This window comes from Isoptericola sp. Y541 (genome assembly GCF_059445465.1).
On the sequence record NZ_JCAIUJ010000004.1, the window covers coordinates 183,510 to 197,135 of the forward strand.

16 protein-coding genes are annotated in these 13,626 nt (G+C 74.8%); 5 read left to right on the plus strand and 11 right to left on the minus strand.

Annotated elements, in window-relative coordinates; translation table 11 throughout:
- Window positions 1-11: 11 nt before the first annotated feature.
- The 6 genes from mutM to coaD all read right to left on the minus strand — a co-directional run bounded on the left by mutM (window position 12) and on the right by coaD (window position 3,661).
- The gene (mutM, locus tag AC1C2V_RS11065) at window positions 12-962 is read right to left on the minus strand and encodes a bifunctional DNA-formamidopyrimidine glycosylase/DNA-(apurinic or apyrimidinic site) lyase (RefSeq protein WP_495389664.1); all 951 of its coding nucleotides are present in this window, start codon (window positions 960-962) and stop codon (window positions 12-14) included.
- A complete protein-coding gene (gene rnc, locus AC1C2V_RS11070; RefSeq protein ID WP_495389665.1) occupies window positions 955-1,683 on the minus strand; it encodes a ribonuclease III in 729 nt (242 codons plus the stop codon). The genes mutM and rnc overlap by 8 nt, the downstream gene beginning before the upstream one ends.
- Window position 1,684: 1 nt before the next feature.
- The gene (gene rpmF, locus AC1C2V_RS11075; RefSeq protein ID WP_495389666.1) at window positions 1,685-1,879 is read right to left on the minus strand and encodes a 50S ribosomal protein L32; all 195 of its coding nucleotides are present in this window, start codon (window positions 1,877-1,879) and stop codon (window positions 1,685-1,687) included.
- Window positions 1,880-1,881: 2 nt separating this feature from the next.
- Window positions 1,882-2,394 carry a YceD family protein gene (locus AC1C2V_RS11080; RefSeq protein WP_495389667.1) on the minus strand — a complete coding sequence of 171 codons (513 nt, stop codon included), beginning with the start codon at window positions 2,392-2,394 and terminating at the stop codon, window positions 1,882-1,884.
- 216 nt (window positions 2,395-2,610) lie between these two features.
- Window positions 2,611-3,156 (minus strand): ATP synthase subunit B family protein, encoded by a 546-nt coding sequence (locus AC1C2V_RS11085; protein ID WP_495389668.1) that lies wholly within the window; start codon window positions 3,154-3,156, stop codon window positions 2,611-2,613.
- A gap of 19 nt (window positions 3,157-3,175) precedes the next feature.
- Window positions 3,176-3,661, minus strand: a complete 486-nt coding sequence (coaD, locus tag AC1C2V_RS11090) for a pantetheine-phosphate adenylyltransferase (protein WP_495389669.1) — start codon at window positions 3,659-3,661, stop codon at window positions 3,176-3,178.
- Between the two features lie 84 nt (window positions 3,662-3,745).
- On the opposite strand from coaD, the gene AC1C2V_RS11095 reads away from it, so the two are divergent.
- Window positions 3,746-4,522: a hypothetical protein gene (locus AC1C2V_RS11095; protein WP_495389670.1), complete on the plus strand. Its 777-nt coding sequence runs from the start codon at window positions 3,746-3,748 to the stop codon at window positions 4,520-4,522.
- Here the strand turns inward: AC1C2V_RS11095 and rsmD are convergent.
- The 3 genes from rsmD to AC1C2V_RS11110 are packed head-to-tail and all read right to left on the minus strand — an operon-like array spanning window position 4,468 to window position 9,113.
- A complete protein-coding gene (gene rsmD / locus AC1C2V_RS11100) occupies window positions 4,468-5,082 on the minus strand; it encodes a 16S rRNA (guanine(966)-N(2))-methyltransferase RsmD (protein WP_495389671.1) in 615 nt (204 codons plus the stop codon). The genes AC1C2V_RS11095 and rsmD overlap by 55 nt on opposite strands.
- 54 nt (window positions 5,083-5,136) lie before the next feature.
- Window positions 5,137-7,392 (minus strand): ATP-dependent DNA helicase RecG, encoded by a 2,256-nt coding sequence (locus AC1C2V_RS11105; protein ID WP_495389672.1) that lies wholly within the window; start codon window positions 7,390-7,392, stop codon window positions 5,137-5,139.
- Window positions 7,389-9,113 carry a DAK2 domain-containing protein gene (locus tag AC1C2V_RS11110; protein WP_495389673.1) on the minus strand — a complete coding sequence of 575 codons (1,725 nt, stop codon included), beginning with the start codon at window positions 9,111-9,113 and terminating at the stop codon, window positions 7,389-7,391. The genes AC1C2V_RS11105 and AC1C2V_RS11110 overlap by 4 nt, the downstream gene beginning before the upstream one ends.
- Window positions 9,114-9,270: 157 nt before the next feature.
- Here AC1C2V_RS11110 and rpmB point away from each other — a divergent pair, with 157 nt between their 5' ends.
- Window positions 9,271-9,462, plus strand: coding sequence for a 50S ribosomal protein L28 (gene rpmB, locus AC1C2V_RS11115; protein ID WP_069984843.1), 192 nt, complete (start codon window positions 9,271-9,273; stop codon window positions 9,460-9,462).
- Window positions 9,463-9,658: 196 nt separating this feature from the next.
- Window positions 9,659-10,177, plus strand: a complete 519-nt coding sequence (locus tag AC1C2V_RS11120; protein ID WP_495389674.1) for a GNAT family N-acetyltransferase — start codon at window positions 9,659-9,661, stop codon at window positions 10,175-10,177.
- A gap of 178 nt (window positions 10,178-10,355) precedes the next feature.
- Here the strand turns inward: AC1C2V_RS11120 and AC1C2V_RS11125 are convergent, their stop codons facing one another.
- Entirely contained in the window at window positions 10,356-11,387 is a 1,032-nt protein-coding gene (locus tag AC1C2V_RS11125; RefSeq protein WP_495389675.1) for a thiamine-phosphate kinase, read from the minus strand.
- Window positions 11,388-11,440: 53 nt separating this feature from the next.
- Here AC1C2V_RS11125 and AC1C2V_RS11130 point away from each other — a divergent pair, with 53 nt between their 5' ends.
- Together AC1C2V_RS11130 and AC1C2V_RS11135 are read left to right on the plus strand one after the other, a co-directional pair.
- Entirely contained in the window at window positions 11,441-11,923 is a 483-nt protein-coding gene (locus AC1C2V_RS11130) for a DUF3515 family protein (protein WP_495389676.1), read from the plus strand.
- Window positions 11,924-11,966: 43 nt separating this feature from the next.
- Window positions 11,967-12,380 (plus strand): VOC family protein, encoded by a 414-nt coding sequence (locus tag AC1C2V_RS11135; RefSeq protein ID WP_495389677.1) that lies wholly within the window; start codon window positions 11,967-11,969, stop codon window positions 12,378-12,380.
- A 78-nt stretch (window positions 12,381-12,458) separates the two neighbouring features.
- Here AC1C2V_RS11135 and AC1C2V_RS11140 read toward each other — a convergent pair whose 3' ends face one another.
- On the minus strand, window positions 12,459-13,625 hold the full coding sequence (locus AC1C2V_RS11140) for a D-alanine--D-alanine ligase family protein (RefSeq protein WP_495389678.1): 1,167 nt from the start codon (window positions 13,623-13,625) through the stop codon (window positions 12,459-12,461).
- Window position 13,626 lies beyond the last annotated feature (1 nt).

Sequence of the window (13,626 nt, forward strand, 5' to 3'; positions counted from 1 at the left end):
CGCCGCTACGGCTACCAGCGACCCTGGCGGGGCCGCGGCTGGCAGACGGGGCAGGTGTACGACGAGCGGTTCATGAACGCGTCCCGGCGCACCGGCGCGCCGCACCGCGGGCACGGCTCGCCCTCCCGCCCGTAGACCGCCAGGCCGCGGGCGAAGTACCCGGACTCGCCGTTGACGTTGACGTAGAGGGAGTCGAAGCTCGTACCTCCCTGCGCCAGGGAGTCCGTCATGACCTGCGTGGCGGCGTCGAGCACCCGGCGCACCTCGACCGGGCGCAGCCGGTCCGTCGCGCGGGCGAAGTGCAGGCGGGCGCGCCAGAGCGCCTCGTCCGCGTAGATGTTCCCGACGCCGGACAGCAGCGTCTGGTCGAGCAGCGCGCGCTTGATCCCGGTGCGGCGCCGCCGGATCGCGGCCACGACGGAGTCGAGGTCGAACGCCGGGTCGAGCGGGTCGCGGCCGATGTGCGCCACCGGCTCCGGCACGGCGGGCAGAACGCTGCCGAACCCGCCGGGCGCGCCGTCGGGCGTGGGCTCCAGGTCCGTGACCAGCAGGTGCCCGAACGTGCGCTGGTCGACGAAGTCGAGGAAGGTGGAGCCCGAGGGAGCGCCAGTCAGATGCAGGCGGACGCGCAGGTGCGGGTGCGCCCAGTCCCCCGCGACGGCGGGGTCACGCACCAGCAGCTGGCCGGACATGCCGAGGTGGGCGAGCAGCGCCGCGCCGGGCATGGTTTCGACAGGCTCAACCGACGAGACGGGCTCGACCAGTGGCAGCCAGAGGAACTTGCCCCGACGCACCGCGGCCGCGAGCCGGCGGCCGCGCAGCTGGTCGGCGAAGCCGGCGGGGCCGCCGTCGTGGCGGCGCACGGAGTAGTCGCGGAACACCTCGACGGCGCGCACGACGGCGCCGACGACGAAGCGGTCGAGACCGTCGCGGACGGTCTCGACCTCGGGGAGCTCAGGCACCGGTGTCAGCGGCGGGCACCGGCAGCGCCTGAAGCGCGCGGTACGCCTCCTCGGCGGCGGCCTGTTCCGCGTGCTTCTTCGCGGAGCCCGTGCCGAGGCCGAGCACCGGACCTGCCGTCACCTGGGCGTGGAAGACGCGCGCGTGCTCGGGCCCCTCGCCCGTCACCTCGTAGACGGGCGCGCCGAACCCGCGCACGGCGGTGGCCTCCTGGAGCGACGTCTTCCAGTCCAGGCCGGCGCCGAGGTCGGCCGCCGCCTCCAGCGTGGTGTCGACGAGGCGGTGCACCAGCTCGCGGGCCGGCTCCAGGCCGTGCGACAGGTAGGTCGCGCCGATCAGCGCCTCCACCGTGTCCGAGAGGATCGAGTCCTTGTCGAACCCCCGGGTGCGGATCTCGCCCTTGCCCAGCAGCACATAGCCGCCGAGGTCGAGCTCGCGCGCGATCGCGGCGAGGGCGCGCTGCGACACCGTGGCCGCGCGCATCTTCGCCAGCTCGCCCTCCGACTGGTCGGGGTGGCGCCGGTACAGGGCCTCCGTGACGACCAGCCCCAGCACGGTGTCGCCGAGGAACTCGAGGCGCTCGTTGGTCGGGATGCCCCCGGCCTCGTGCGCGAAGGAGCGGTGCGTCAGGGCAAGCACGAGAAGCTCGGGGTCCAGTCGGACCCCGAGCTTCTCGAGGAGAGCGGTCGGCTCCGGCCGCGGCCGGGTGCCGGGTGCAGGCATGTCAGCCCGCGTGCTCGGTGCGCAGCGCCTCGGCGTACTGGCGGCCCTTGTAGGTGCCGCAGGTGGGGCACGCGGCGTGGGACAGCTTCTGCCCCTTGCAGTTCGGGCACGTGGTGAGGGCGGCCGCGGTGGTCTTCCACTGCGAGCGACGCGCCCGGGTGTTGCTGCGCGACATCTTGCGCTTCGGAACAGCCACGGCTAGCTCTCTTTCGTCTCGTCGGACACGCTCGACTCCTCGAGCATGGTCTGCAGTGCCGACCAACGAGGGTCGACCAGGTCGTGATGGTGGTCAGGATCCTCGGCCAGCCGCGCCCCGCAGACGGAGCACAGGCCAGGGCAGTCCTGACGGCACAGCGGTTGAAATGGTAGTGCAGTCACCAGCGAATCCCGAACCGCCGGCTCGATGTCGGCCAGGTCGTCGACCAGCACGGCCTCGTCCTCGGCGTCGTCGTCGCCGGAGTCCTCCGCCGCCTGCGCCCTCTCGGGGTAGGTGAAGAGCTCCTGCACGTGCACGGTCACCTGCCGGGACACCGGGTCGAGGCAGCGCACGCACTCCCCCACCGCCGTGCCGCGCACGACGCCGGAGACCAGCACCCCCTCCAGCACCGACTCGAGCCGCAGGCCCAGGGTCAGGTCGTCGCCCTCGGGCACGCCGATGACGGCGGTACCCATGTCCGCCGGGGCGGGCACGACGCGCGCGACCTCAGTCATCGTTCCGGGTCGCCGCGACAGCACGTGCGTGTCGAGCACGAGCGGTGAGGGCTTCGCGGTGGCGATGGCAGGCTCCAGGGACTGTAAGGCAGGTGGGGGGCGGCCCGAACTCGGGCCAGCGACCTAGTCTAGGCCATCGTGGCGACGGGTCGCAGCACGCCCGGACGTGACCCGCCTCTCACGCCGTGGCCGTCGAGCTCGTGGTCAGGCACGCGCTCAGGACGGCTTGCCCTCCGGCCAACGAGGGTCGGCCACCGCGTCCCACCGCACGCGCGGCGACCGCTCGTCAAGGCGCTCGGCAAGCTTCTCCCGGCCGGCCTGCACCTGGCCGGACAGGGCGTCCAGGTCCTGCTGGAAGTCGGCGAGCCTGCCGTCGCAGTACGCGTCCGCGTCGGTGCGCAGCCCGGCCGCCCGGCGCTCCGCCTCCGCGACGATCTCCGCCGCCCGCGACTCGGCCTGCACCACGACCTGCTCCGACTGCACCAGCTCGATCGCGCGGGCGCGGGCGGAGGCGACGATCTCCTCCGCCTGACGGTGCGCGTCGTCCAGCCTGTCCCGGGCCGCGGCGAGCACCTCGTCCGCCCGCGCGACCTGCGTGGGCAGCGCGTCGCGCAGCTCGTCCACGAGCCCCAGCGCCTGGTCGCGGTCGAGCTTGACGTTGGTCGACAGCGGCGCCGACCTCGCGTTCTCGACCAACGCTGCCAGGTCGTCCAGGATCTCCAGCAGACCGCCCGTCGGGGTGGTCTCGGTCGTCTCGCTCATCCCTGCTCCTTGGTCCGGCTCATCTGGCCAGCGCCGCACGTACCGCGTCGGCGACCCCGGGCGGCACGAGGTCGTCGATGGGCCCGCCGAACCGGGCCACGTCCTTGACCAGCGACGACGCGACGTGCGCGTAGCGCTGCTCACCGGGCACGAAGACCGTCTCGACGCCGGTCAGGTGCCGGTTCATGAGTGCCATCGGCAGCTCGGAGTCGAAGTCGGCCCCGCCCCGCAGCCCCTTGACCACCGCGACCGCCCCGACCTCCCGGCAGAAGTCGACGAGAAGTCCCGGCACGACCTCGACCCGCACGTCGGCGGTCTCCGGGTCGGCCGCGAGCACGTCGCGGGCAAGCTCCACCCGCTGCTCCGGCGCCAGCAACGCGTTCTTGGCGGCGTTGCGGGCCACGCCCACCACCACGACGTCGAACATGCGACGCGCGCGCCGCACGATGTCGAGGTGGCCCAGGGTGATCGGGTCGAACGACCCGGGGCAGACGGCGATGCTCACGCGGTCACGCTAGTACAGGGGTGGCGCGATCCCGGGGAGCCCCGTCGGGGTGCCGCTGCCCCGATCCGGGCACACCATGTGGGCATGCCCGACGTCGTTCGCCTCGACACCGCGGACCAGGTCGCCTCGCTGTGGCACGACGTGCTCGCGCCGTCGTTCCCGCCCGCGGAGCTGATGCCCCTGGACGACCTGCGGGAGGGCATCACCTCCGGCGCGCAGATCGCCTACGGCGTGGTGCGCGACGGGAAAGTCGTGGCCGGGATCGTCGCGTCGTGGTCGCCGGACACGCGAGTGCTGCTCGTCGACTACCTCGCCATGGCACCCGGCGGTCGCGGGGGCGGGGTCGGCGGGCACCTCCTGTCGCGGTCCGTCGCCGGCTGGCGCGACGAGCTGCGCCCGGCGCTCGTGCTGGCCGAGGTGGAGCACCCGGGCCACCACGACGCGCACGAGCAGCACGGGGACCCCGCCGCCCGGCTGCGCTTCTATGCGCGGCACGGCGCACGCGTGCTGGCGCTGCCCTACTTCCAGCCGGGGATGGGCGGGGCGGGCTCGCCTCGCGTCCCGGCGATGCTGCTCGTCGCCCTCGGGGAGGACGGGTCGACCGCAGTCCCCGCCGAGCCCGTGCGCCGGCTCCTTGCCCAGCACCTCGCGGCCTGCGAGGGGTCGCTGTCCGACGACGTGGCGCCCGGCGGCTGCTCGACGCGGCGTCCGGGGAGTCGGTGTCGCTGGTCGACCCCGCCGACGCCGGGGCGCTCGCCGCCGTGCCCGTGGGCACCCTGGAGGGCGACGAGCGGTACGCCCCGCGCTCAGCGGGCTGACGTCGGCTCGCCGTCTGCGGGCAGAGGCTCGGGCTCGGCGTAGTGCACGGCCGTCTCGCCGTAGTCCTTGCGGGCGAACGCCGCCAGGCCGGCGGGCCACACGGGCTCGGGGCTGCGGCCCGACCGCTCGACGACGACGACGGCCCTCGGCGCCAGCACCCCCGGCGCGGCGAGGTGGCCCAGGACGGTGGCGAGCGTGTCCTCGGGCACGTCGTACGGCGGGTCGAGGAAGACGAGATCGAACCCCCGGTCCGAGGCGGCTTCGACGGCGGGGGCCGCGCCCGCGGCGAATCGCTCCGCCGTGTCCGCCACGACGCGCACCTCTCGCTGGAGGCCGAGCACGGCCACGTTGCGACGTGCCACGTCCGCCGCCTTGCGGGCCGCGTCGACGAGCACGACCTCGGCCGCACCCCGACTCGCCGCCTCGAGCCCGAGCGCGCCCGAGCCCGCGTACAGGTCGAGCACCCGGGCGCCCTCCAGGACGTCGAGGTGCTCCAGCCGGGAGAAGATCGCCTCGCGAACCCGGTCGCTCGTCGGCCGCGTGCCCTTCGGCGGCACCTGCAGGGTGCGCCCGCCGAACCGGCCGGCCACGATCCTCGTCATGCGGCCGAGCGTATCCGCCGCCGCACGCCGGACGTGATGAGCCCGCGCCCGGGGTCAGGCACGCTCGAGGAACTCCTCCTGCTCGTCGTCGAGCTGCGCCTCGATCGCCGCGCGCAGCTCGGGGTGGGCACCCAGCTCGAGGTCGGCGTCGACCACCGCCGACGACTCGCGGCGCGCCTCGCCGATGAGGTCGGCGTCCTGCACCACCCGCAGCAGCCGCAGCGAGCTGGACCGGCCCGACTGCGCGGCGCCGAGCACGTCGCCCTCGGAGCGCAGCTCGAGGTCGAGCGTCGCGAGGCGGAACCCGTCCGTCGTCTCCGCGAGCGCCTCGACGCGTGCCGCTGCGGGCGTGCCTGGCTGCGCCGTCGACACCAGCAGGCACAGGCCCGGCGCCGATCCGCGCCCGACCCGCCCGCGCAGCTGGTGCAGCTGGGACAGGCCGAAGCGGTCGGCGTCGAACACCACCATCACGGTCGCCTCGGGCACGTCGACCCCGACCTCGATCACGGTCGTGGAGACCAGCACCGGCACCTCGCCGGCGGCGAAGCGCGTCATCGCCGACTCCTTGTCGGCGGCCGCCATCTGCCCGTGCAGCACGCCCACCTCGACCCCCGCGAGCTGCGGCGTCTCGGGCAGCATCTCCGCGACCTCGAGCACGGCGCGCAGCGGCGGCCGGTCGCCCGCGGCGCCCTCGGCGTCGACGAGCTCGAGCAGGTCCGGCACGTCGTCGAAGTCGTCGCGCGCCTTCGCCCCGCCGGCGGGCAGGTCGGCGTCGGGGTGGATGCGGGGGCACACGACGTACGCGCGGTGCCCCTTGTCCACCTCCTCGCGCACCCGCGTCCAGGTGCGCTCCATCCAGCGGGGGTTGCCGGCGGGCACCACGTGGGAGGTGATCCCGGCGCGACCGGCCGGCACCTCGGTGAGCGATGACGTCTCGAGATCCCCGAAGACGGTCATCGCGACCGTGCGCGGGATGGGGGTGGCCGTCATGACGAGCAGGTGCGGCGCCACGCGGCCCTTGGCCCGCAGGGAGTCGCGCTGCTCGACGCCGAACCGGTGCTGCTCGTCCACCACGACCAGGCCCAGGTCGGCGAACTGCACCTGCTCGCCGAGCAGGGCGTGCGTGCCCACGACGATCCCGGCCTCGCCGCCCGCCGCCTGCAGCAGCGCCTCCTTGCGGGCCGCCGCACCCAGCGAGCCGGTCAGCAGCGCCACCCGGGTGCCATGCGCCGCGCCGCCGAGCAGCCCGCCCTCCGCGAGGTCACCCAGCAGCGTGCGCAGGGTGCGGGCGTGCTGCGCCGCGAGCACCTCGGTAGGCGCGAGCAGCGCCGCCTGCCCGCCGGCGTCGACCACCTGGAGCATGGCGCGCAGCGCGACGACCGTCTTTCCGGAGCCGACCTCGCCCTGCAGCAGCCGCTGCATCGGCCGCGGCTGCGCGAGCTCGCGCTCCAGGTCCTCGCCGACCGACCGCTGCCCGTCCGTCAGCGTGAACGGCAGCGCGGCGTCGAAGTCGGCCAGCAGGCTCGGCTCGCCCGGCTCCCGGGGCGGGCGGGCGGTGGCCTCCTCCTGTGCCGCGTGGGCCCGGCGCTGCGCGAGCGCCGCCTGCAGCACGAACGCCTCCTCGAAGCGGAACCGGTGTCGCGCCCGCTGCCACGTCGGCTGGTCGTCGGGTGCGTGGATCGCGCGCAGCGCGTCGAGGCGGCCCGGCAGGCCCAGCCGGGCCCGCACCTCGGCCGGCACGGGTTCCTCGACGTCGGCCTCGGTCAGCGGGTCGAGCACGGTGCGCACGGCCCTCTGGATGCGCCAGCTCGGCACCGAGGACGACGCCGGGTAGATCGGGATGGGGCGGCTCGCCTCGAACATCGCCGCCTCGGTGTCGTCCGCATCGACGCCCACGAGCACGTAGTCCGGGTGCGTGAGCTGCCGCGTGCCCCGGTACTCGCTGACCACGCCGGTGAACAGGCCGACCCGGCCGGGGCGCAGCTTCTCCTCGTGCGGACGTAGCGCGCCGGCGCGCTTCGCGAAGAACGTCAGCGCCAGCTCGTGGCGGCCGTCCGTCACGACCGCCTGCAGCATCGCCCCCGCCCGCGAGCGCATCGTGCGCATGGTCGCGTGGGCGACGCGCGCCATGACCGTGACGTGCTCCCCCAGGGCGAGCCGGTCCATGTCCGTGAGCGTGCCCGGGTCCCCGTACCGGCGGGGGTAGTGGCGCAGGAGGTCCCCGACCGTGGTCAGCCCCAGCTTGGCGAGCGGGCCGGCGCTACGGGCGCCCAGGACCTTGGTCAGGGCCTCCGACTCCCGGCCGGTCACCGCCGGTCCCCCGTCGCCTCCACAGCGAACGGCTGCTGCGGCTGGTGCGGCTCGACGCCGATCGCCACGTGCCCCCCGGGGCGCCCGGTGCGCATGACGACCACGTCCGCGCCGCCGGACACCTCGGCCGCCCGCACCGCGAGCATCTCCATCGTGGCATCGGGCACGTCGTCGTCCGGCAGCAGGGTCACGATGGCGGTCGGGGACCCCGCGACGAGCCGCTTGACGATCGCGCCGACGGTGACCGCCGGGCCGCCGCCGACCCGCAGCCCCGCGACGACGGACCCGACGACCGCGGGGACGTCGACGTCCCCCTCCTGCGTGTCGTCGAGCGCCGCCGCCAGCGCCGACGTCCCCGCGACGAGGTGGGCGTCGACGGGCGCGGGGACGCGCACGATCTCGGGCATCTCGGCCGGGTCCTCGGCCTCGGCCCGCGAGCCGTCGGCCAGCCCGTCCAGCAGCTGTTCGGGCGCGAGCACGAGCACGCGGGGGGCGCCCGCTCCGAGCGCCGCGGCGGCCAGGTCCACCGCGGTCGGGCGGACGTCCAGGTCCAGCACCACGACGGCGCCCGCACGGGCGAGCTCGGCGGCGAGCGCAGGGGCCGCCGTCGTGACCACGACCGCCCAGCGGTCCGGCGGGACGGCGAGGTGGCGTACGGACACGCGGGACACCGCCCCACGCGAGGCCCACCGCCGCGCCACGTCGAGCGCAGCATCGAGGTCGGCGGTGTGCACGTGCGCCTGCCACAGGGATCGCTCGGCGTCGTCGCTCTCGTCGCCGCCCCCCACGACCACCACGGAGCTGCCGACGTCGTCGAGGTCCGCGCGGAGCGCGTCGGCGACCGCGCCCGGGCGGAAGCCGACCGCCGACGCCGATCGCTCCAGGACGAACATCAGCTCGACGTCGTCGGCCGGACCGTCGCCGACCGCGTGGCCCACGTGGGTCACGTCGGTGTCGTCGGCGGATGCCTCGTCGGCGCCCGGCACGGACCCCCCGGAAGCCGGGTCCCCGTGACCGTGCCCGTCGATATGCAGGTCGATGTCCAGCAGCACGGGCGCCATGGTGCCGCCAGCCTCCGACACGCCCTCGGCGGCGCCCCGCTGCGCCGCGGCCAGGGAGGCGAGCACGAGTACGAGGCCGCACGCGCCCGCGTCGAGCACCCCCGCCGTGCGCAGCGGCTCCAGCGCGCCCACGCTGCGCAGCGCCGCCTCGCGGGCGCCGCGGTACGCCGCGTCGATCGTGGAGAGCCAGACCGGGGCACCGGGTGGACCGACCATCCCTCCCGCCTCGACATGCCTGGCCGCGGCCGCCGCGGACTCCGCGGCGGTGAGGATCGTGCCGGGCGCGGGGTGGGCCACGGCCTGGCGCGCCGTCCGGGCCGCGACGTCGAGCGCGATGGCAAGGCTGTCGCCCCGGGTGGCGGCGACCGTGAGCCCGCGCAGCCACTCGCTGAGGATCACCCCGGAGTTCCCGCGGGCCCCGAGGAGCGCGGACCGCGCGGCCAACCGCAGCAGCCGAGCGCCACCGGCGGTCGCGGGCGCGGCATGGACGGCGGCCGCGGCGTCCCGGGCCGTGAGGTACATGTTGGTGCCGGTGTCGCCGTCGGCCACGGGGAAGACGTTCGCGCGGTCGAGCTCGGCGCGGGCCGTGGCCAGGGCCTCGACGGTGATGCGCACCCAGGCGCGGACGACGGCGGCGTCGAGGGGCTCGGGCTGCTGCACGCCCCCACGGTAGCCGTGACCGGCCCCACGTTGAGGGGCACTCCACAGATCGGCTACCCTTGTGTGGTTGCCCGGGTGGTCCCGGGCTCCCCCAAACTACCGAGTTCACGTCCTGCTGCCCTGGCGCGGGACGTGTCACGACGATTCAGGAGAGACCGTGGCTGCCAACTGCGACGTCTGCGGCAAGGGCCCGGGCTTCGGGCACAGCATCTCGCACTCCCACATCCGCACGAAGCGCCGTTGGAACCCCAACATCCAGCGCGTGCGTGCCGTGGTCGCGGGTACCCCCAAGCGGGTCAACGTCTGCACCTCGTGCCTCAAGGCCGGCAAGGTCACGCGCCAGGCCTGAGCCTCGCACCGGCCGTGCCCGGTGCTTGCGACGTTTTCCGCAAGACGCCCGTCGGGATCATCCCGGCGGGCGTCTCGCTGTGCCCGCACACCTGGTGTGTGCCCCGCCCGGTCCACCGCCGCCATCGGCAAAGAATTCGTGAAGCTTTCACCAACCAGTCTTGGCTGATGGTGTGTGGACGTGGCACCCTGGGCAGATGATCGTGCAGACCGACAGCGACGTGGAGATCCGGCCCGCCGACGTGTCCGACGCCGGGCGGATCGCCCAGGTGCACGTCACGTCCTGGAAGGGCGCGTACGCGAGCGTGCTGCCGGCCGAGTATCTCGACTCGCTCGACGTCTCGGAGCGGGCCGTGCAGTGGCAGCAGATCCTCGATGAAGGTTCCCGCACGACGCTGGTTGCCGAGGGAGACAGCCGCCTGCTGGGATTCGCGAGCTTCGGACCCTCCCGCGACGAGGACGCCGAGAACGGCGACCTCGAGCTCTACGCCATCTACCTCGACCCCGAGTCGTGGGGCCGCGGGGTCGCTCGCGACCTCATGCGGACCGTCCTGTCCGACGTGCCGGACGGCGTCCCGATGTCGCTGTGGGTGCTGTCCCAGAACGAGCGCGCGCGGCACTTCTACCGTCGGCACGGCTTCCAGCCCGACGGCGTGGAGCGGATGGACGACATCGGCGACACCCCGGTGACCGAGGTCCGCTACCGCCGAGGCTGACGCATCGCCGGTCGAGCTTGTCGGATGCCCGCCGTCGAGCTTGTCGGATGCCCGCCGTCGAGCTTGTCGGATGCCCGCCGGTCGAGCTTGTCGAGACCAGGTTTCGACAGGCTCAACCAGCGGTTTCGACAGGCTCAACCAGCGGTTTCGACAGGCTCAACCAGCGGTTCCGACAGGCTCAACCAGCGAAGTGATCCCAACCCGTGGCTGATCCCGGGGCCTCGCCGTCCACGGTGACGCCGCGCCTCCCGGGCACCGCGTGCCCGACCGTACCGATCCTGCGGAACCCGCCCGGCAGCTCCGCGCCCGGCGCGAACGCGGCGAGCAGGCCGTGGTCCTCGCCTCCGGAGAGCACCCAGGCGAGGGCGGTATCGCGGTCGCGACCGAGCGCCCGCGCGGCCGGCGCCAGCCGGTCCACGTCGGCTGCGAGGCCCGCCGTGTCGACGTCGATCCGCACGACGCTCGCGCGCGCCAGCCGGCCGGCGTCGCGCAGCAGCCCGTCCGAGACGTCGAGCATCGCGGTGGCGCCGTGCCGCGCGGCCTCCGGGCCGGCCGCCAGCGGCGGCTCCGGGCGCAGATAGCCCGCGACGCACTCCCCGAGCGGCCCGCGCTCCGGAGCTCCGGTCTCGACCCGCGCGCCGTCGGCCGGCGCCGCGGCACCGGCGTCGAGGAGGGCCAGCCCCGCGGCCGACAGCCCGCGGCGGCCCGCATAGGCCAGGACGTCGCCCGGCCTCGCGCCCGACCGGGTCACCGGGTCACGACCCTCCAGGTCCCCGTGGGCGGTGACCGCCACCACCACGGCGTCGCCGCCGGACAGGTCGCCGCCGACGACGGCGGCGCCGACCGGGGCGCACGTCTCCTCGAGGCCGCGCGCGAGGCCGGTCACCCAGTCGACCGGCAGGTCGCCGGGGACCACGAGGGAGACGACGAGCGCGGTCGGCCGGGCGCCCATCGCTGCCACGTCCGCGAGGTTCGCCGCCGCCGCCCGCACCCCGACGTCGTACCCGTCGGACCAGCGCCGCCGGAAGTGCCGGTCCTCCACGAGCACGTCGGTCGTCACCACGAACCGTGTGTCGGGCGCGGCCACCACCGCCGCGTCGTCGCCGGGGCCGAGGAGCGTCGCGGAGCCGGCGGACAGCAGAGGGAAGATCCGGGCGAGCAGCTCGTCCTCGGACAGGTCGCGCACGAGCGGGCGGGTGGCGTCGGTCACGGGCACGACTGTAGGCGGTGACCGGGCGCATCCCGCCCGGTAGCGTGGGCGCCGTGCTCCGCCCGTTGATGTCCGGCCGCGCCGCCCGCGCCGCCGCGCTGTGCGTCCTCGTCGTCCCGCTGGCCGCGTGCGCCACCACCATCGGCGTCACCCCGGCGGAGGACGCCGCGAACCCCGCGTGCGCGCCCGTCATGCTCGCGCTGCCGGACGTGCTCGCCGGGGACCTGGACAAGGCGGAGACCACCGCGCAGGCCACCGCCGCGTGGGGCGAGCCCGGCGCCGCAGTCACCCTGCGCTGCGGGGTCACGCCGCCCGGGCCGTCGACCGACTGCCAGCAGGTGGAGTCGGGCTCCGGCACCATCGACTGGATCGTCGAGGCCGGCGACGACGGCACCTGGCGGTTCACCACCTACGGGCGCGAGCCCGCGGTTGAGGTCGTGGTGCCCCCGTCGGTCACCGCCGGCCACTCGACGTCGTTCGTCGGGGATCTCGCGCAGGCCGTGAGCACCGTCGAGCAGACCGCCGAGTGCACCTGACCTCGCTGGTCAGCTGTCGGAGCCCCGTGCAAGGGTGGCGCCCATGGACCAGCGCGTGAGCTTCATCACCCTCGTCGTCGGCGACCTTGCCGCCACCCGCCGCTTCTACGTCGACGGGCTGGGCTGGGATCCGGAGCTGGAGGCGCCTGGCGAGGTGCTCATGTTCCGGGTGGGCGATCGCCTCGTCCTGTCGCTGTGGGCCGAGTCGTTCGCGACCGAGGAGATCGGCGCGGTCACGCGCGGCGGCACGCCGCCGGTCACGCTCGCGCACAACGTCGCGACGACGGCGGAGGTCGACGTCGTGCTCGACGACGCGCGGCGGGCCGGCGCGGCGAGCGTCGCCGACGCGGTCGAGCGCGAGTGGGGCGGGTACACCGGCTACTTCGCGGACCCGGACGGCTTCCGCTGGGAGGTCGCCTACAACCCGGGCGACATCGGCCGCAGCGTGCTGCCATAGCGCGAACTACCTCGGCCCCGATCGAACTACCTCGCGGAGATGCGAACTACCTCGCGGGATCCGGGACTACCTCGGTGGTCAGCGCAGGCCGGTGGGGCGCTGCAGGGCGAGCTGGATGAGCTCGTCCACCAGCTCGGGGTAGGTGACGCCCGAGGCCTCCCACATCCGGGGGTACATCGAGAACGGCGTGAACCCCGGCATGGTGTTGATCTCGTTGACGACCACACGCTCGTCGGGGGTCACGAAGAGGTCGACGCGGGACAGCCCCTCGGCCTCAATGGCCTCGAAGGTCCGCACGGCGATGTCGCGCACCTCCTCGAGCACGTGCGGGGGCAGGTCGGCGGGGCACCGCAGGTCGACGTGCGCCTCGTCCAGGTACTTCGCCTCGAAGTCGTAGAACGCATGGCTGTCGTGGTCGACGACGATCTCGCCGGGCAGCGACGCCCGCGGCGGCGCTCCGTCGCGACCGCCGAGCACGGCGCACTCGATCTCGCGGCCCTCGTTCGCCGCCTCGACGATCACCTTGGGGTCGTGCTCGCGCGCGGCCTCGACGGCAGCGGGCAGGTCGGCGAGGTCGTCCACGCGCGTGATGCCGAGCGAGGACCCCGCCCGCGCCGGCTTGACGAACAGTGGCAGCCCGAGCGGCCGCACGGCGGCGAGGCTCGCCGCGCGGTCCCGCTCCCAGTCCTGCGGGCGGATGACGACGTATGGGCCGATGGCCAGGCCCTGGCCCGCCAGCACGAGCTTCATGAAGTGCTTGTCCATGCCCACGGCGGAGGCCAGCACGCCCGCGCCGACGTAGTGCACGTCCGCGAGCTCGAGCAGCCCCTGCAGGGTGCCGTCCTCGCCGAACGGGCCGTGCAGCAGCGGGAAGACGACGTCGACCTCGCCGAGCACCCCCGGCACCTGCCCGTGCTCCAGCACCCGCAGTGTGCTCTCCCCCTGCGTGAGCGAGAGCACCACCTCGGCGCCGGAGTCGGCGGTGACCTCGGGGAGGCGGCCGTCGGCGATCTGCCACCGCTCGGGGTCGTCGGCGGCGACCACCCAGCGACCCTCGCGCGTGATGCCGACCGGCACCACGTCGTACCGCTCGCGGTCGATCGCGCGCAGCACACCGCTGGCGGTCAAGGCGGAGATCGCGTGCTCGCCGGAGCGGCCGCCGAAGAGCACGGCGACGCGGATCCTGCGCGGGGCGTCGCCGGGCGCGGGGACGACCGGGACGGAGGCGGTGGTGGCGTCGGACATC